This is a genomic window from Sulfurospirillum sp. UCH001 (genome assembly GCF_001548035.1).
Lineage (GTDB): Bacteria > Campylobacterota > Campylobacteria > Campylobacterales > Sulfurospirillaceae > Sulfurospirillum.
Window position 1 is genome coordinate 731,503 of record NZ_AP014723.1, and the last position, 17,862, is coordinate 749,364.

17 protein-coding genes and 1 tRNA gene are annotated in these 17,862 nt (G+C 37.2%); 12 read left to right on the forward strand and 6 right to left on the reverse strand.

Annotated elements, in window-relative coordinates; all coding sequences use genetic code 11:
* Positions 1-9 precede the first annotated feature (9 nt).
* From UCH001_RS03660 to UCH001_RS03675, 4 genes are all read right to left on the reverse strand, one after another.
* Positions 10-1,350: an NAD-binding protein gene (locus UCH001_RS03660; protein WP_067174427.1), complete on the reverse strand. Its 1,341-nt coding sequence runs from the start codon at positions 1,348-1,350 to the stop codon at positions 10-12.
* A gap of 133 nt (positions 1,351-1,483) precedes the next feature.
* On the reverse strand, positions 1,484-1,963 hold the full coding sequence (locus UCH001_RS03665) for a hypothetical protein (RefSeq protein ID WP_067174429.1): 480 nt from the start codon (positions 1,961-1,963) through the stop codon (positions 1,484-1,486).
* A gap of 50 nt (positions 1,964-2,013) precedes the next feature.
* A tRNA-Ile gene (locus tag UCH001_RS03670) sits at positions 2,014-2,090 on the reverse strand.
* Positions 2,091-2,170: 80 nt separating this feature from the next.
* Entirely contained in the window at positions 2,171-3,277 is a 1,107-nt protein-coding gene (locus UCH001_RS03675; RefSeq protein WP_067174430.1) for an FtsW/RodA/SpoVE family cell cycle protein, read from the reverse strand.
* Positions 3,278-3,335: 58 nt separating this feature from the next.
* Between UCH001_RS03675 and UCH001_RS03680 the strand changes: the two genes are divergently transcribed.
* The 12 genes from UCH001_RS03680 (at position 3,336) to UCH001_RS03735 (ending at position 16,562) form a co-directional block, all read left to right on the forward strand.
* A complete protein-coding gene (locus UCH001_RS03680; RefSeq protein WP_067174432.1) occupies positions 3,336-4,316 on the forward strand; it encodes an RluA family pseudouridine synthase in 981 nt (326 codons plus the stop codon).
* Positions 4,243-5,499: a hypothetical protein gene (locus tag UCH001_RS03685; protein WP_231963961.1), complete on the forward strand. Its 1,257-nt coding sequence runs from the start codon at positions 4,243-4,245 to the stop codon at positions 5,497-5,499. Before UCH001_RS03680 ends, UCH001_RS03685 begins: the two co-directional genes overlap by 74 nt.
* A 9-nt stretch (positions 5,500-5,508) precedes the next feature.
* On the forward strand, positions 5,509-6,687 hold the full coding sequence (trmB, locus tag UCH001_RS03690; RefSeq protein WP_067174433.1) for a tRNA (guanosine(46)-N7)-methyltransferase TrmB: 1,179 nt from the start codon (positions 5,509-5,511) through the stop codon (positions 6,685-6,687).
* Positions 6,671-7,342, forward strand: a complete 672-nt coding sequence (locus UCH001_RS03695; protein ID WP_067174436.1) for a cell division ATP-binding protein FtsE — start codon at positions 6,671-6,673, stop codon at positions 7,340-7,342. The genes trmB and UCH001_RS03695 overlap by 17 nt, the downstream gene beginning before the upstream one ends.
* Positions 7,329-8,138 carry an ABC transporter permease gene (locus UCH001_RS03700; protein WP_067174438.1) on the forward strand — a complete coding sequence of 270 codons (810 nt, stop codon included), beginning with the start codon at positions 7,329-7,331 and terminating at the stop codon, positions 8,136-8,138. The genes UCH001_RS03695 and UCH001_RS03700 overlap by 14 nt, the downstream gene beginning before the upstream one ends.
* Entirely contained in the window at positions 8,135-9,364 is a 1,230-nt protein-coding gene (locus tag UCH001_RS03705) for a murein hydrolase activator EnvC (protein WP_067174439.1), read from the forward strand. Before UCH001_RS03700 ends, UCH001_RS03705 begins: the two co-directional genes overlap by 4 nt.
* Before the next feature lie 67 nt (positions 9,365-9,431).
* Positions 9,432-10,151: a UMP kinase gene (gene pyrH / locus UCH001_RS03710; protein ID WP_067174441.1), complete on the forward strand. Its 720-nt coding sequence runs from the start codon at positions 9,432-9,434 to the stop codon at positions 10,149-10,151.
* A gap of 9 nt (positions 10,152-10,160) precedes the next feature.
* Positions 10,161-10,376: a DNA-directed RNA polymerase subunit omega gene (locus tag UCH001_RS03715; RefSeq protein WP_067174443.1), complete on the forward strand. Its 216-nt coding sequence runs from the start codon at positions 10,161-10,163 to the stop codon at positions 10,374-10,376.
* 9 nt (positions 10,377-10,385) lie between these two features.
* A complete protein-coding gene (locus UCH001_RS03720) occupies positions 10,386-12,542 on the forward strand; it encodes a bifunctional (p)ppGpp synthetase/guanosine-3',5'-bis(diphosphate) 3'-pyrophosphohydrolase (RefSeq protein ID WP_067174445.1) in 2,157 nt (718 codons plus the stop codon).
* 27 nt (positions 12,543-12,569) lie between these two features.
* A complete protein-coding gene (gene tyrS / locus UCH001_RS03725) occupies positions 12,570-13,775 on the forward strand; it encodes a tyrosine--tRNA ligase (protein WP_067178459.1) in 1,206 nt (401 codons plus the stop codon).
* Complete coding sequence (locus tag UCH001_RS03730; RefSeq protein ID WP_067174447.1) at positions 13,775-14,872, forward strand: nitronate monooxygenase; 1,098 nt, start codon at positions 13,775-13,777, stop codon at positions 14,870-14,872. Before tyrS ends, UCH001_RS03730 begins: the two co-directional genes overlap by 1 nt.
* The gene (locus tag UCH001_RS03735; protein ID WP_231963962.1) at positions 14,841-16,562 is read left to right on the forward strand and encodes an N-acetylmuramoyl-L-alanine amidase; all 1,722 of its coding nucleotides are present in this window, start codon (positions 14,841-14,843) and stop codon (positions 16,560-16,562) included. The genes UCH001_RS03730 and UCH001_RS03735 overlap by 32 nt, the downstream gene beginning before the upstream one ends.
* Here UCH001_RS03735 and UCH001_RS03740 read toward each other — a convergent pair.
* Together UCH001_RS03740 and UCH001_RS03745 are read right to left on the reverse strand one after the other, a co-directional pair.
* Positions 16,549-17,283 carry a molybdopterin-binding protein gene (locus tag UCH001_RS03740; RefSeq protein WP_067174451.1) on the reverse strand — a complete coding sequence of 245 codons (735 nt, stop codon included), beginning with the start codon at positions 17,281-17,283 and terminating at the stop codon, positions 16,549-16,551. The two genes, UCH001_RS03735 and UCH001_RS03740, sit on opposite strands and share 14 nt — an antisense overlap.
* Entirely contained in the window at positions 17,284-17,856 is a 573-nt protein-coding gene (locus UCH001_RS03745; protein ID WP_067174454.1) for an adenylate kinase, read from the reverse strand.
* Positions 17,857-17,862: the final 6 nt, after the last annotated feature.

The following is a 17,862-nucleotide window of genomic DNA, read 5'->3' on the forward strand; positions in this document are numbered from 1 at the left end:
TCTTTTAGCTTAGGAATTTTGTTGAAGCCATTTGGCTACAATCTCATAATCAGACTCTTTGGTGAAGGCAACAATGACATCATCTTGCTGAAATGTTGGAATAAGACGATACTCATAGATATCATTGTCTCGAAGGATAATGAAATGTCCTCTATCATCGACTTTATCAGGCAAAGGAAGCTTTTCTCCAATTAAAGAGGATGTTGCATCGATTTTTCGCATCAGTACAGAACCCTCACCCCCACAAAATTTCTTTTGAATAAAAGTATTGTTGGATTGAATGCGCTCTAAAATAGAATAATATGCATTGATTTTCTCACCTCTTACTACTTCGATGTTGAGATTACGCATTAGCGAAGAGTAGGCAATGTCATTGTTGATACCAATGATCTTCTTGATGCCTTTTTGTTTGGCTTCGATACATTTGGTAATGTTATATTCATCGTTTTTTGTTGCGGCAATAAACATGTCGGTATCAAAACGGGTCTTGTTAACGATATGGTCAGCATCGTAGGTTGTTTTAAGCACAGTGGCTTTATTTTTAAGCTCAATATTAGCTTTACGACAAAGCTCAATATTTTTATCCATAATTTGGACATCAATACCTTTTTTAAGAAAAACTTTTGCAATCTCAACACCTAATGAATCTGCTCCAAAAATAACACAGTTTTTGATAGGAGAAGAGGGTTCGCTACTCTCACATACGAGTGAACGAAGCGATAAAATAGCCGATGGGAAAGCTAAAAAATAGACCAAATCATTGGGAAGCATTGTCTCAACGGGTTTAGGTACAAAAAACTGTTTTTTTCTCTCCATACCTGCAACAGCAAGCTCGCCATTAAGCTCTCCAATAAACGTTGAAATCATACGAGGCGTGAAGTCATCTTTGAGCCTGATAGAGACCAATAACGCTTTTGTATAGGCAAAAGCTTTAGCATTGTGGGCATGTGGAAAATCGATAAGATATTTAAACGGTTGCGCTGCCTCAAACGAGGGAACGATGGTATCGTTGATGTTGAGTTTACCTTTAACCTGTTCACTAGCAAAGAAGTTATTTTTTAAGCGAATAATTTTGCGCTTAACGGTGGCAATATTGTCAATAATTAAAGAGGAGAGAAGATTGACTTCATCTGAATCTGTCACTGCAATAAAAAGGTCAATTTGAGGATTGATACCAAGATAGGTATGTGGGTTTTCAATATTTCCACATATGCCTAAAACATCGAGGTTTTCATGGATGTTTTGGATGGCATATTCATTTTGGTCGATAATGGTAACGCTATTATTGTGCATTAGGTGTTTGGCGATGTTGTAGCCAACTTTTCCCGCACCAGCTATAATCACTTGCATAGGATTCTATCTCTCGTAATAATATTTTTTGATGATGTATAAAGAAGTATTGTATCACATTCTCATGTAAAAAAAGAGGAGATTTGAAGAGTGAAATAAAGCGTTAAAAAAGCCCCAGCGGGGCAGCCAAAAATTACTTTCGGCTACCTGTTTCGCTGTATTGTTTCATACTTTCAAAGTAAGTATCACGAAGAGCATTCACATATGCAGCAGCTTTTTTTGTATCGGTCATAGTAATGAGTGCTTCATTACCAAATTTATCGCTGATTTTTGAAAGCTCATATGCAAGTTTTGATTTTTCATTGAGTTTTTGAAGTGCTTTAAAGAAAGCCTCATCCATCTCTTTATTTTTAAGTTTGTCATTTTGGTAGAGGTAGAGCGCTACGCGGTACACTTCATCTTTATCCGTGCTGTAAACTTCAACATATTCAATAGCATTGTCTAGAAGTTTAATGTTAAAATAATTTTGATCTTTAGTGACACAAGAAAATTCTGTACATTTAAAGCCATTAGCTTCTAAATACGCTTTGTCTTTACCAATAAGATCATCTAAAAAACCTGCGAAGAGAGAGAGGTGTGAAACGAGTGCTAGAAAAAGAACAACTTTTTTCATAACATTTACCTTTGTATATCAAATTAAACGAATGCAAATCAAGAAGCGAGTGGTGGGTCCTGAGTGGCTCGAACACTCGACCACCCCGTTATGAGCGGGGTGCTCTAACCAACTGAGCTAAGGACCCATTTTAAAGAGTGAAATTCTACCTTTTTAATTGTTAAAAGAACATAAAAAATAGATGAAAAAAGAACGTTAAATAGGGCGTTAGAGCGAATATTTAATCGAGCGATACGTCGGATCAAATCGAAATGCTAAAAGGTTTTCCAAAATACCAAAAAGAGCGAAAAAGGTGATAAAACTACTGCCCCCATAACTATAAAAAGGAAGTGGAACACCTACAACAGGGGCAAGCCCTATGGTCATAGCAATGTTAATACTCATGTAAAAGAAAATCAGCAAAGAGATACCGCTCGTAATGACTCTGGCAAAATAATCTTCCTTAAGCAGAAAATTGAGACTCAGTAAGTGCATGACCAAAAAAGCATAGCAGAGGATGAGCCCTAGAGCGCCCCAAAAACCAAGACGCTCAACGGTATATGCAAAGATAAAATCACTGGTGGCAATGGGTAAAAATTTGTAATGGGTTTGTGTTGCTTCATTACGTTCTTTACCTGTAAGTCCACCTGAACCAATAGCAATAATAGATTGTTGGACATGGTAGCTTGGTTTTTCAGACATAAAATCTGCAATACGCTTTTTTTGATAATCGTGCAAGCCATTGTACATAATAGGACTGCTGATACCTACAACGATTGCAAGGGTTATCCATATTTTTTTATTGACACCAATGACAAAAAGAGTACCGTAACCTAAAAGGAGTAAGATCATCGCCGTCCCAAGATCGGGCTCTTTTGCAATCAATACAAACGGGAGTAGAATATAAAAGCTGAGTTTGAAAAACGATTTCCATCCATACCCGTTTTCATCAGGCGGGTTATGTTTAATCAAATAAGCCAACATCAAAATAAAAGCTGGTTTGAAAATTTCGGAGGGTTGAATGGTAAAGTGAACAAAAGGAATTTCTAACCATCTTCTCGCACCCAGTTTTGCGATACCAAAAAAATCAACACTTAACAGTAAGATGATCGTAATCCAGTAAAAAAATGGGATAACCCATTCGATTTTTTTAATAGGAATAATAAAAAAAACAAGAAATGTGGCAAAGCCAACGGTGTAATAAACAATCTGCTTATTTGCAAGCATTGCATTGGCTTCCGAGATAAGATAATAAGAGAGAACAATGATAGGAAGTACGAGTATAGGAATTAAAAAATCAAAATGTGTTAATATGCGCCTATCAATTTGAAACACTCTATACCTTTGGAAAGTTTTCGCAAAGTATAGCAAAAATTAGAGGAAAGTGGGCTGGATGGAGTTTATCTGTAAAGAGTCAAAAAGACTTGATGTTGTAATGAGTGAAACACTGAATTTACCGCGAAATCAAGTCGAAAAACTCATAAAAAATGTCGGTGTATATATCGATGACAAGTTGACGCATAAATGCAGTATTAAGCTTGTTGAAGGCAATGTGGTGCGTTATGAATTTGTTGAAGCCAACGAGAGTCCAAGCCAATATGAAATCAACTTTGATGTGCCTATTTTATATGAAGATGATGATCTTTTAGTCATTAATAAGCCACCTTTTTTAACCGTTCATGCAGCACCAAGCGTCAAAGAAGCAACGTTGGTTGACTGGCTTAAATTTAAAGGTATTAATCTCTCTACAATTAGTGGGGAAGAGCGTCATGGTATTGTGCATCGCATCGATAAAGAGACCAGTGGGGCATTGGTGATTGCAAAAAATAATGAAGCACACGTAAGTCTCTCTACGCAGCTAGAAGATAAAAGTATGGGAAGATATTATCTTGCGATAATTGACCTTCCTCTAAAAGAAAATGTCGTGGTTGAACTACCTATTGGACGTAGTCTCAAGAACCGTTTAAAGATGGATGTTGTCAAAGATGGCAGAATGGCAAAAAGTGCTTTTGCCAAATTGGTACTCTCAAAAGATACTAAAAAAGAGCTCATTGCTGCAAAGCTTTTTACAGGACGGACGCATCAAATTAGAGTGCATCTTCAGGCACTTTCACGCCATATTTTAGGTGATAGTTTATACGGCTTTAAGAGCCAAAATGGTACAATACCAAGAGTTATGTTACATGCATATATTTTGTATTTAAAACATCCAAGGACAGGGCAATTATTGCAAATAAATGCCCCATTATGGGATGATTTTAATACCTACTTAACACACCATTTCACTAAGGAAGAGGTCAATGAAAAAATTACTTTGGATAGCATCGTTAATGGTTTTGGGTCTCATGATAGGTGGGTGTACAAAAACACCTGAAACACCAAAAGAGCCGGTAGTAGACGCTTCTTTACCCCGTATAGAAGGCCTTCGCACACTTGCTGGATCAACTGAAGTTGGTTTTGAATGGACACCTATTTACAGTGCAGAAATTGAAGGTTACTATTTGTACCGTCAAGATGGCAATAGTATGAAAAAAATTGCTACGATAAAAGACAGATACATCTCACATTATGTTGACACCGACTTGAAACCGAATGCAACATATTCTTATCAAATGAGTACCTACTCAGCGGATAAACATGAATCAGGTTTAAGCATGCTTGCAAGTGTGACGACAACAGCACCTGTTGCGAAGACGGCGACACTTGGCTCAGTAGAGCCTGTTTCCTTTATTACGGCCGTTTCAGGATTGCCTGCTCGTATTAAGGTGATTTGGAGACCGCATTCGTTTGAGAATGTCGAATATTATATTATTGAGCGCAATGAGTACAAATCGACTTCATGGGAAGAAGTTGGTAAAGTTAAAGGTAGACTCAATGCTGAGTATATTGATCGTGATATTAAAGACAACTATACCTATCGCTATCGTGTAAAAGTGAAAACCAATGATGGCGTTCTTTCTAAACCAAGCGATACCGTCGAAGCACATTCGAAGCCGCTCCCTCGTGCTATTACAGGAGTAAAAGCAACTTCAGATTTGCCTAAAAAAATTCTTTTAACATGGAATCCTTCTACAACAAGTGATTTTGCATATTATAAAATTTATCGTTCTCCGACATCAAGTCTATTTTATAGCTTTTACGGCAAAACAGCCAACACAGAGTTTGAAGATTTGATTAGTGAAAATGGTAAAACCTATTATTACCGTGTTGTAGCTGTTGATGTTGATGGCCTTGAATCCAAACAAGAGGGTACCGTTACGGGTATGACACTTGCAGCTCTTAATGCTCCTGTTGTTAGCTCTGCTAGATATGATGGTGGCGCTATCTTTATCACATGGGGTGGCGATGAAAATGCGATTAAATATAGTGTAACTAAAGAATTTGAACTTTCAGGAAAAACACAAAAACAGAGTTTTACAGGTATTTTTGAGAGTAATTTTGTTGATCAAGACACAGTTCCTGGCGTTGAGTATAAATATAAAATTATTGCGATTGATAAATACGGTATTGCTTCTAGCCCTTCTGATAGTGTTATTATTAAGACTCCGAAGGAATAATTGTAGCTAATGCCAAATTTTCATACGCAAACACTGAAACCATTAAGCTACCCTTGTACGTATAAAGAGACAACATTTAGTTATGAAGCTCGCTCTAAGCGAGGTAATAAACTTGTGATGGCCTCTACGCAAGGGGAGAATATTCTTATTCGTATTCATCAGAAAGAGGGCGGGGAACTTCTTGTAAAAGGAGATAAAGTAACTCGCCCAACACAAGCATCTTTTTTACAAAAAATTTTGATTGATTTTAGAGATGCAAGTGAAGCAAAAGAGCAATTTTCAAATATCGAACCTAAAAAATTCCTAGAAGTTAAGCATTCACCATATCTTAAAGAGATTGAATTTTTTGCGAATCATTTCATGGTTGAGCGTGAAATCTGGGTTGAGATTGGTTTTGGAAGTGGTCGTCATTTACTACATCAGGCAAAGAAAAATCCGCATATTCAATTTATTGGCTTGGAAATTCATAAGCCTTCCATTGAACAGGTCTTAAAGCAGTGCGAACTTCAAGGCATTGAGAATATCTTAGTGATTGATTATGATGCGCGTCTGTTTATGGAATTTTTGCCTTCTAATGTGGTAGGACGTATTTTTGTACATTTCCCTGTTCCTTGGGATAAAAAGCCACATCGTCGTGTATTTTCAGCTGCTTTCATTGAAGAAGCTCTGAGAGTTTTACATGTCAATGGAACATTGGAACTTAGAACAGATAGTCAACTCTATTTTGAATTTACATTTTCACAGATGATGCAACTCTCAAAAGCAAACGTACAGGTTAAGAAAAATGCTGAGTTAGAAATCACGAGTAAGTATGAAGACCGCTGGCGTAAAATGGAAAAAGATATTTATGATGTGACGCTTACCAATGAAAGTGCATCGCTTCCTATTCCAAAACTAGGTACATTACGCTTTGATGAATGCGTTGATTTCTCAAAAGTACTAGATGGTTTTAAAGACGATCTTCTGCGCGGAGATGGATTTTTTGTTCACTTCGAAGAGTTGTTTGAAATTGATGACAAAAGCGGACTCATTCGTCTCTCTTTTGGAGCAAATGAGCGCAATGAGAAGTGTTATATCTTGATACAAGAAGGAAAGCTTTCGTACCTTCCTGATCGTATTTTAGCAACTAAAAGTAATTTGGCTGCACATACCTTAATAAAAGAGTGGTTCCATGGAATATGTGATTAAAGCCAATGGCTTGAATATCAGCTATGGCAGGGACGAACCTATCATTACTGACGCAAGTATGCAAATTAAAGCACAAGAATTTGTTTTTATTACTGGCAAAAGTGGTAGCGGTAAATCAACCATCATTAAATCACTCTATGGTGAGCTTTTCCCAAATCGCGGTGAACTTAATGTGTGTGGCGTTGATTTTAAAAACATTAGCAGTTCTAAACTCAATCTTTTACGCCGTTATTTAGGTGTTGTTTTTCAAGATTATAAACTCATTGATGAATGGACAGTAGAGCAAAACGTTATGCTTCCTCTTATCATTGGTGGATTTTCAAAAAGCGTGTGTATTAAACAAGCACATAAGCTTTTAAAGCATGTTAAATTATTACATAAAATTAACAAATACCCTTACGAGTTGAGTGGTGGTGAACAACAACGTGTTGCTATGGCAAGGGCATTAGCGCATAATCCTGTACTCATTTTAGCCGATGAGCCTACAGGTAATCTGGATAGTTATTCAAGTGAAGTGATTTGGAATTTGCTCAAAGGTGCAAAAGAGCACTTAGGAACGACTGTATTGGTTGTAACGCATAATATTCCTGCAACATTGGGAATTGATTATAAACACTATTTTTTAGAAGGTGGCGTCTTGCATGAGGTCAATTAATAGCCATTTTTCCATTATGATTTCTGTTTTTGTTTTGCTCTTTTCGTTTCAATTTACCAATGTTATTAAGAGTGTGGTCAATGATTATGCAAGTAAAATAGTCAATGATTATGCCATTGTGGTTGTCTCTTCCGCAGAATTAAAAGAAGAAGAACTAAAAAAGCAAATCCCTGAAATCGAGAGTTTGTCTGAAATTAGCAGTAAGAAGATTTTAGATCGACTGAAAAATGATATGTCTTCTAAAAATTTAGCACTTTTACAAGTAGCACTTCCAAAGTTTTACTCTTTAAAACTTGAATCTATTCCCAATAAAAAAAGGATAGAAGCGATTAAGCAAAAACTTTTAAGTATCAATACGATTACGCGTATTGAAACATTTGCTAAAACGCATGAGAAGATGTTCAAAATGCTACAACTTCTTCAAGCAATGGTTTATATTTTTGCTTTCTTCGTTGCTTTTGTGGCAATTTTACTGATATTTAAACAGATTCGCATTTGGACGTATGAGCACAATCGACGTATGTCGATTATGACGCTTTTTGGTGCCTCATTTTTTATGAAAAGTGCCATGTTATATCGTATGACGATTGTTGATTCCCTCTTTAGTTCATTCCTTGTATGTGCACTCTATACCATTGCCCCAAAATTGGGTGTTGTAAAAGATTTTGCAGCAGAACTGGATATTGTCATACCTGAGTTTAATATTGTCTTTGAGGGTGGTGTTTTGGTTGGTGCATCGCTTCTCTTTTCATTGCTTGCTGTAACTATCGTTGCTCGTAAGATTGGACGTGTATGAAAAAATGGCTTTTAAGTGTGGCATGTTCTCTGCCACTGTTTCTTGTCGCAGCTCCTAATACTGCACAAAAGATTGACGAAAAAGCAAAAACACTACAAGAAAAGCTTCAAACTGAAAAGCAGATTCATGGAAAACTACAAGATATTGCCAATGATATCGTAGAGGGCGAAAAAGAGATTGAGAAAATTAAAGACAAGATTGAGACGTTAAGTAAAACGATAGATGAATCTCAAGAAGCCATTCAACGTAAAAATGAGTATTTGGATAAACTCACTAAAGATACGCAACAACTCTCTTCTCAAAAGAAAGATTTAGAGCAAAAAATTATTAAAATTATTGCAGAAGATTTCTCTTTTTATTTGGTATCAGATAGCGATTATTTAGACAATGAAGATGGCATATTAGTCGATGAAGTGCTCCAAAAAATGGACACGATTATGCGTAAAGAGTTTGGAAAACTCGCGAGCGACTATAAGCAGGTAAATGATCAGATCTATTCCCAAAGCCAAGAGATTAAAACCATCCATGGTGAAATTCAAAGTGCTAAAAATAAAAAAGATGAGTTGCTTGCTTTAGAAAAAAAACGTGAAAGCTCTATTGTCGCACTTAATTCTAAAAAAGAGAGTTATAAAAAGCAGCTTGATGATATTCAAAAAGAGCGTGATGAAATTCGTACAACGCTTGAGCAACTTAAGATTATTAAAGTACAAGAAGATAGTAAACTCTTAGCAGAGAAAAATGCTGCTGCAAAACGAGATAAAGGACCGACAACAGTTGGTGGAGGAGACAACAGCATTCGTCAAATTGGCTCTTCTTACCAAAATAGTAACGTCAAAAAATATGTAGGCGAACGCACTATCGCACCTCTAGATAGTTACAGTGTAAAACGCAAATTTGGTGATTATGTTGATCCTATCTATAAAATTAAAATCTTTAACGAATCGGTTGTTTTAGCTTCCTCCACGCCAGATGCAACCGTCAAAAGTGTTCTTAATGGTAAAGTCATTTTTGCTAAAGACACTGCTTCTATGGAAAAAGTAGTTATTATCGAAAATGGGGATGAAATCCATACCATTTACGCGCATCTCTCTAAAATTGCTCCAACCATCCAAGTAGGACAAAAAATAAAAAAAGGGTATGTCATAGGTCGTGTTGATAATGATCTTACCTTTGAAGTGACTCAGAAGAATTTTCATATTGACCCACTAGAGCTGATTGCAAAGTAACTTTTTAGGTCTTTTAGTGTAAAATAGAGAAGTTTTCTATGCCTAGATGCAGAAAGGTTTATACAATATGGAGAAGAGAAAAAGGGTATTAGTTAAGTTCTCTGGTGAAGCGCTTGCTGGTGATAATGGATTTGGTATCGACACATCTATTTTAAAGTTTATTGCTGATGAAATTAAATCATTGGTGATTCATGACATTGAAGTAGGTATCGTTATCGGTGGTGGTAATATCATTCGTGGTGTTAGTGCTGCAAAAGATGGTATTATCAAACGCACCAGCGGAGACTATATGGGAATGCTATCCACCGTGATTAATAGTATTGCGATGCAAGAAGCATTAGAGCACGTTGGAATGGAAGTACGCGTTCAAAGTGCTATTAAAATGGAAGCTATTTGTGAAACGTTTATTGTTAGACGTGCACAGCGCCATTTTGAAAAAGGACGTATCGTTATTTTTGCTGCAGGTACAGGAAATCCTTTCTTTACAACAGATACTGCTGCAACACTCCGTGCTATTGAGATTGGTGCTGATATGATTATTAAAGCAACCAAGGTCGATGGCGTTTATGATAAAGATCCAAAAAAATTCCTCGATGCTCAAAAACTAAGTGAGCTTACATATGATAGAGCGATGGATGATAATATCAAAGTAATGGATGACACATCTATTGCGCTTGCAAAAGATAACAATCTTCCAATCGTTGTCTGCAATATGTTTGCAAAAGGGAATTTACTCAAAATTATTGAAGGCGACTTAAACAGTTGCTCAATCGTTAGAAATAAATAAGGAAAAAGAATGCAAAGAACAGAAGAAATTACAGCTAAAGCATTAGCGCGCGTTGGACAAGATCGTTATAAATTGGTTATGCTTGTTTCAAAGAGAGCAGATCAGTTGGCAAATGGTGCAGAACCATTGGTTAAAGCAGATAAAAACAAACAAAAATTCACTGACATTGCACTTCTTGAAATTTCTGAAGGCAAAATTAGATTAGAATCTATCACTGATTTATAGCAGTTTGACTTGGAAGAGTTAGTCGAAATTGTAAAAGAGTGTAAGCGCTCTGATAAAGCAGTTGAACTCTTATACAAATATATCAAACCAACCCCCAATATTGAAAAAGCCGTTGCTTTTACGATAGCCAAACATCAAGGGCAATATCGTAAAAGTGGCGAAGAGTATGTCATCCATCCTATCTTAGTGTGCGTTTTTGTAGCGTACTTAGGTGGTGATGAATCGATGATTGTTGCTGGCTTATTGCACGATGTTGTTGAAGATACGTCTTGTTCAACTGAAGAAGTCAAAGCAATGTTTGGTGAAGAAGTAGGGCATTTGGTTGATGGGTTGACCAAAATTGTTGAAATCCGCGACATTGAACTTATACCATCTTCCTCAAATGATAAATTAGTTGCTTCGGCTCTCACATTTAGAAAAATGCTGATAGCTTCTATTCGTGATGTGCGTGTTTTGGTCGTAAAGTTATGTGACCGTTTACATAACATGCTTACTCTTGCAGCACTTGATCCTGTCAAACAGCGTCGTATTGCGGAAGAGACTTTAGTTGTTTATGCTCCTATTGCCCATCGTTTGGGTATTTCTTCAATTAAAAATCTTTTAGAAGATCTAAGTTTTTACTATGTTATGCCTAATGAATATAACAAAATTGATGGCTACATCAAAGAGCATGGGCAGCAACTTCAATTGCGTCTTAATCACTTTATCTCAAAGATTAAAAATCACATGCTCAAAGAGGGCTTTATCGAGAGTGATTTTACAATACAAAAACGTATCAAACACTATTATTCTATTTACATGAAAATGCAACGCAAAGGCGTGAGTATCGAAGAAGTCCTAGATCTTTTAGCCATTCGTATTATTGTACGTACACCAATTGATTGTTACCGAGCGCTTGGTATTGTGCATCAACATTTTAAACCGCTTATTTCACGGTTTAAAGATTATATTGCCATTCCTAAAGAAAATGGTTATCAAACCATTCATACCACGGTTTTTGATGATAAATCGATTGTTGAGTCTCAAATTAGAACGTACGATATGAATAAAACTGCTGAGTATGGCGTTGCAGCGCACTGGAAGTATAAATCTGGTGGACTTAACCCTAAACTTGATTGGCTCAATGAACTGAATAATCAAAACGAAGAGATTGAGAACATTGAAGATTTTTATGCCATCGCTAAAGATAATCTCTACAGTGAAGATATAGCAGTTTTCTCTCCAAAGGGTGATATTTTTACATTGCCTCGTGGTGCGACAGTACTTGACTTCGCGTATGAAGTTCATACAGAAGTTGGAACCTATGCCGATGAAGCCTATGTCAACAAACAAAAAGTGCCATTGCTTAGCGAGCTAAAAAATGGTGACATTGTACGCATCGTTACGTCTAAAGAGCCAAAATACCGCTGTAGTTGGGTCAATAGTGTTAAAACAGGTAAGGCAAAAAGTACTATCCAAGCAAATTGTCGTCAGAAAATTAAAGAGATCAATCATAAAGTTTCCATCAAAATTCTTGCGCATACGTTTGGTGTAGCTGAAAATAAAGTCGAAGCGTGGGTCGAACAAGAACACGCGATGAAAAAGATCTTTAGAATAGCGACAGACTCAATTTATTTACAAGACGTGACCAATACATTAAAACTGTACGCGATGCAAGATACGCTTCTTTTCCCATTGTTGAAAAAAGATCGTTATCTTGTACGAAAACAGAAATTTGAAAATATTGTTATTTACTCAAATCATCATATTTCCAATGTCTATTTTGATTACTGCTGTCATCCTAAACGAGGGGATGATATTGTCGGATTTCAAAAAGGCAATGATGTGTTCGTGCACCATAAACTCTGTGAGCGTGCTGCAATACTAATGGAAGAAAATGAACCAATGGTGTTTGTAAAATGGACCAGAGAAGCCCCAGATCGTTACAAATTGATTGTAAGCCTTGAGAATAAAAAGGGTTCTTTAGCCTCGTTTTTAGCTTATTTGGCTAAAATGCAGATTAATCTGGTGACCATTGAGCTTGGAAAAGCTGAAGATGAAGGACATGCAGATTATTTTGAGATGATTTTAGAATTGCCTGATAAAAATGTCAGTGCTGTTCGTGAAAACCTCAAAGGACGCTACCGCGTGATCGAATTTGTTTCGGTCAATGATGCTTATAAATAATCGAAGAAGGAAATAAGAGATATGGATATGCGGATTCAAAATGCGCTTAAAGAGATCAAACGAGGTATTAGTGAGATCATCGATGAAGAGCGCGTTGTTACATTACTCAAAAATTATTTTGAAAAAGGCGAGACTTTCTTAGTCAAAGCTGGTTTTGACCCGACGGCTCCAGATCTTCACCTAGGACATACCGTATTGCTTCAAAAGATGGCATTACTTCAAAAATTTGGTGCAGTAGTTCAATTCCTTATTGGTGACTTTACTGGAATGATTGGTGATCCAACAGGTAAAAATGAGACACGTAAGAAATTAACACGTGAAGTTGTTTTAGCAAACGCTCAAAGTTATAAAGATCAAGTTTTTAAAATTTTAGATCCAGAAAAAACTGTGGTTATGTTTAACTCAGAGTGGATTGAAGGGCTAGGCGCTGCTGGTCTAGTAGAACTTACTACCACATTTAACGTAGCACGTATGCTTGAGCGTGAAGATTTTGAAAAACGCTATAAGTCTCAAACCCCTATCTCTATTAGTGAGTTTTTATATCCATTACTCCAAGGTTATGACAGTGTCGCGATGAAAAGTGACATTGAAATGGGTGGTACGGACCAGAAGTTTAACCTCTTAATGGGACGTCATTTACAACGTGCGTATAACATTGGAAAAGAGCAAGCTGTTATTATGATGCCACTTCTTGAAGGACTTGATGGCGTCAATAAAATGAGTAAATCTTTAGGTAATTATATTGGTGTAACAGATTCTCCAAGTGATATGTTCGGTAAGATGCTTAGTATCAGTGATGAATTGATGTGGCGTTATTATGAACTTCTCAGCACTAAATCACTGGAAGAAATTGCTACACTCAAAGAAGAGGTTGAATCAGGTTCTGTGCATCCAAAACATGCGAAAGAGATGATTGCGTTAGAGATTATTGAGCGTTATCACAGTCAAGCTAAAGCATTAGAAGCAAAAGCAGAGTTTGATCGTGTGCATTCTCAAAACGAGATTCCAACAGACATTGAAACTTTTATCATCAATGAATCTCCTCTCTGGATCGCAAAAGCGCTCGTAGATTGTGGACTGGAGTCTTCGACATCACAAGCAAGACGTGACATTAAACAAGGGGCTGTAAAGCTCGATCAAGAAAAAGTAGATGATGAGCAGCTACAGCTGGCATGTGGAGAGTATATTCTCCAAGTCGGTAAGCGCAAATTTGCTAGATTAAAGGTGCAATAATGTCATTAAATGCTCTAAAAATTGGCAAATATACAATTGAATATCCTATTGTTCAAGGTGGTATGGGACTTGGTATTAGCTGGGATAAACTTGCAGGAACAGTGAGTTTAGAAGGTGGTCTTGGTGTCATCAGTTCTGTTGGAACAGGATACTACAACAGCAACCATTTTAGTAAGAAAAACATTAATTCACGTCCTTTTGAGACAGAAAACTTCTACTCAAAAGAGGGGCTAAATGCTATCGTAGCAAATGCACGAAAGATTTGTGGTGACAAACCACTTGCCATGAATATTCTTTATGCTATTAATGATTACGAACGTGTTATCAAAGATTCATGTGAAGCAGGTGTAGATATTATTATTACGGGAGCTGGACTTCCAACAAATATGCCTGAATTTACAGCGGACTATCCTGATGTTGCATTAGTACCGATTGTTTCATCTGCAAAGGCTCTTAAAATTATTTGTAAACGTTGGACACAACGTTATAATCGCTTGCCTGATGCGATTGTCGTTGAAGGACCACTGAGCGGTGGACATCAAGGTTTTACGTATGAGCAGTGTTCTCAAGAAGAGTATCAGCTCGAAAACTTGATAGCACCGATCAAAGAAGAGATTAAACTTTGGGGTGACTTTCCACTAATCGCTGCTGGTGGCGTATGGGATCATAACGATATTCTCAAAATGATTGCCTTGGGTGCAGATGGTGTTCAGATGGGAACTCGTTTTATTGGAACACATGAGTGTGATGCCGATCAAAACTTTAAAGATGTTTTATTAAAGGCGACAAAAGAGGATATTCAACTCTTTAAATCTCCTGTTGGTTACCCAGCTAGAGGTGTAAGGACCAATCTTATTCAAATGGTTGAAAAGAGAGAAGGACCTGCTATTCGCTGTATTAGTAACTGTGTAAGTCCATGTCATAGAGGACAAGAGGCTAAAGCAGTAGGGTATTGTATTGCCGACCGTCTGAGTGATGCGTACATGGGAAAAACAGAAACGGGGCTCTTCTTTACAGGAGCCAATGGTTATAAACTGAATGAAATTATAAGTGTTAAAGAACTCATTGCAAAGTTGGTACATGGGGAAACACATTAGAGCCTTTTTTGTTTTGCTGTTGACATGTATAGCACTTTTTGGTGCACCTAATTACATGCAACAGCTTGAACAATATGATGCCCAAATGAAGGGTGCAAATAACGATGAAATGTTACGTGTCTTTCATGGACTGAAAGCGGTTTATATACAAGCTATTATCAGTGGTGATGAGAATCTAAAAAAAGAGACACTAGAGCGTCTTATTAAAACAGCCAAAATTCTTAAACTCGATGCCTCTAAGTATGAATCTGAACTTGCAACCATGAGCAGAGAGACGAAAAAAGCTGCACCTTCAAAACCACTTGTTCCTCCACCAGCCTCCGAAGAGAGTTTTGGAACATCCACCAGTAGCAGTACTGCACATGCAAGTAGTACTCCTTCTGCTTCATCATTTTCGACTTCAACACCAGCTACTGCTCCTGTGATGACAAAAGAGAGTAAGATCGCTACTTCTCCTCAAAGTGCTACCACATCCAATACAGCTTCATCGCTTCCCAAAAATTATAATGGGAAAAACGTACTTCACCATGTAAAAACAAGTGAAGAAGAAATCGTGCTTGATTTTGGCTCTGCAGTAGCGGAAAGCAGTGTAAAAATCTTTGTGCTTAAAACAACAGATGGTTATAAAAAGATTATTGATATTCCTGCCATCATTATGAATGCTCCGCTGAAGATTTCTACACCTAAAAAATTACAAAGTTTGCGTATCAGCCAATACAATGCAACAACTATTCGTATTATTTTAGATGCGCCAAGTGCATTTGAAACCTATGTGAGTGTTTTGGATACTCAGGTTATTTTATCACTCGATAAAAAACCGATTTTGACAGAAAAAAGAATTATGCCTCCAACTGAAGCACCTAAAAAAGCTCCTGTTGTAGCTGCCGCTACTCCAGCACCTGAACCCACTGTAAAATCTCCAACGATAGTTTCTTCCGCACCTTCCACTATGCCGATAGAAGCAGCGCCTGTTGTTGCAAGTAAGGGATCAAGTAAAAAAGGTCAAAAACGCGATAAGACAATTGTCATTGATGCGGGACATGGTGGTAAAGATGCAGGCGCTATTGGTTATAAACAACGTATGGAAAAGCATTTAGTGCTTGATATGGCGCTACAATTAGGTAAAGAGCTTAAATCTCGTGGTTATAAAGTCTATTATACACGCCAAAAAGATGAGTTTATCAATCTTAGAGATCGTACCAAAGTAGCGAATGATAAAAATGCTGATTTATTCGTGTCATTGCATGCTAATGCTGCACCAAATGAGGCTAAAAAACTCTCTATGAAAGGGCTTGAGACGTTCTTCCTTTCTCCCGATCGCTCTGAACGCTCCAAAAACGTAGCTGCTTTAGAGAACCAATCCGATATGGAAGAGATGGATTTTTATTCAAAAGAGACCTTCCTCAATGTCTTTAATCGTGAAAAAATTGTTCTCTCTAATAAAGTTGCTATTGATGTGCAGTCTAGTATGCTTAAAAGTGTAAAAAAGAAATACAGTGTTGAAGATGGTGGTGTAAGAGAAGCTCCATTTTGGGTCTTAGTGGGGGCTACGATGCCTTCCGTTCTTATTGAGTTAGGTTACATTAGTAACCCTGAAGAGTGCGATAATATGTTCAACCCTCAATACCAAAAACATCTTGTTGATGGTATCAGTGATGGTATTGATCAATATTATACTAACAATCCTTAATCATTTTCCCTTTAGAGCGTACAGCGTCTTTAAAGTACTGAGACCATTGTTCTACTATTGATTGTTCGTGATGTGCAAGATAAATTTCTACGATACGTTTTTCCCCAATAAAACGAGGTAATGAAGAAAAATGGAGCTCTTTAGGTAGGGCTTCCATAATCTCTATTAAATCATTTTCAGCTGATTCCACAATAAAAGACGTGCTATAAAGTTGTGGTTGACTAGGAAAGTGTTTATCAAGAGCTTCTTTAATCATTGGCCATGACATAGATGGAAAGCCTGGCGTGAAAAAGAAACGATTGAAGAGTGAAAAACCTGGAACATTATTGACGACATTATGTAATAGCTTTGCATGCGGTGGTAGCATTGCCATAGTAATACGATAAGGATACGCTTCATTGCCAAATTGTTTTTCAATCAGCTCTTTTGCTGTTGAATGTAAAGCTAAAGGCTCTCCTGTAAATACTTCGCTTGCAATAGCCCGAGTTAAATCATCAGGTGTTGCACCAATACCACCAAAGCAAAACATAACACTTTTGGGGTCTTGTAAAATCATATTGAAACAATTTTGAATAAGTATAGGGGAGTCTTCGACAACAAAACTGCCTTTATGTGAGAGCCCACGATCACGAAGTTCTTGATTGAGAAAGGCGAAGTGTTTATCTACTCTGCGACCATTGAGCAATTCAGACCCAATGATGACAGAGTAGAAATTTTGCATTTAGATATTGCTTTTTACGAAGCTTTCCATCTCATTTACGATCTCTTCGATAGTACGTTCGCCGTTGATTTTATGAAGAAGATTTTTAGCACCGTAGAACGCTTGAATACCCGCTAATGGCTCTGTATAGACTTTCATACGGTTTTTGAAGACTTGAACGTTATCGTCTGCGCCACGTGCACGTCCTAAAACTCTGTCACATGCTACTTGTTCGCTGACTTCAACTTCAATAACTGAAACCAGTTGAACGGTTGTCTCTTTGACAAGAATCGCATCAAGTGCTTTCATTTGTTCGTCAGAACGTGGGAAGCCATCAATGAGAATGACATTTTTAGGGCTATTTTTGATGGCACTAACGATGGTATTGATAACGATGTCAAGTGGTACTAGATTACCTGCACTAACATACGAATCAATGGTTTTACCTAGTTCACTACCACGTGCTACTTCATCACGAAGTAACTCACCTGTTGAATAGTGTGCGATTACATCGCTGTTTTTTTCTGCGATTAAACTCGCATCTGTTGTTTTACCACTGCCTGGGGCGCCAATAATCAAAAATAGTTTCTTCACGTTTAC

Coding starts and splice junctions, on each gene's coding strand:
- pyrH (WP_067174441.1), top strand. CDS start 9,432: ATGGAGAAGAGAAAAAGGGTATTAGTTAAGTTCTCTGGTGAAGCGCTT.
- UCH001_RS03705 (WP_067174439.1), top strand. CDS start 8,135: ATGAAAAAATGGCTTTTAAGTGTGGCATGTTCTCTGCCACTGTTTCTT.
- UCH001_RS03740 (WP_067174451.1), bottom strand. CDS start 17,283: ATGCAAAATTTCTACTCTGTCATCATTGGGTCTGAATTGCTCAATGGT.
- UCH001_RS03695 (WP_067174436.1), top strand. CDS start 6,671: ATGGAATATGTGATTAAAGCCAATGGCTTGAATATCAGCTATGGCAGG.
- UCH001_RS03680 (WP_067174432.1), top strand. CDS start 3,336: ATGGAGTTTATCTGTAAAGAGTCAAAAAGACTTGATGTTGTAATGAGT.
- UCH001_RS03665 (WP_067174429.1), bottom strand. CDS start 1,963: ATGAAAAAAGTTGTTCTTTTTCTAGCACTCGTTTCACACCTCTCTCTC.
- trmB (WP_067174433.1), top strand. CDS start 5,509: ATGCCAAATTTTCATACGCAAACACTGAAACCATTAAGCTACCCTTGT.
- tyrS (WP_067178459.1), top strand. CDS start 12,570: ATGCGGATTCAAAATGCGCTTAAAGAGATCAAACGAGGTATTAGTGAG.
- UCH001_RS03730 (WP_067174447.1), top strand. CDS start 13,775: ATGTCATTAAATGCTCTAAAAATTGGCAAATATACAATTGAATATCCT.
- UCH001_RS03700 (WP_067174438.1), top strand. CDS start 7,329: ATGAGGTCAATTAATAGCCATTTTTCCATTATGATTTCTGTTTTTGTT.
- UCH001_RS03685 (WP_231963961.1), top strand. CDS start 4,243: ATGAAAAAATTACTTTGGATAGCATCGTTAATGGTTTTGGGTCTCATG.
- UCH001_RS03715 (WP_067174443.1), top strand. CDS start 10,161: ATGCAAAGAACAGAAGAAATTACAGCTAAAGCATTAGCGCGCGTTGGA.
- UCH001_RS03660 (WP_067174427.1), bottom strand. CDS start 1,350: ATGCAAGTGATTATAGCTGGTGCGGGAAAAGTTGGCTACAACATCGCC.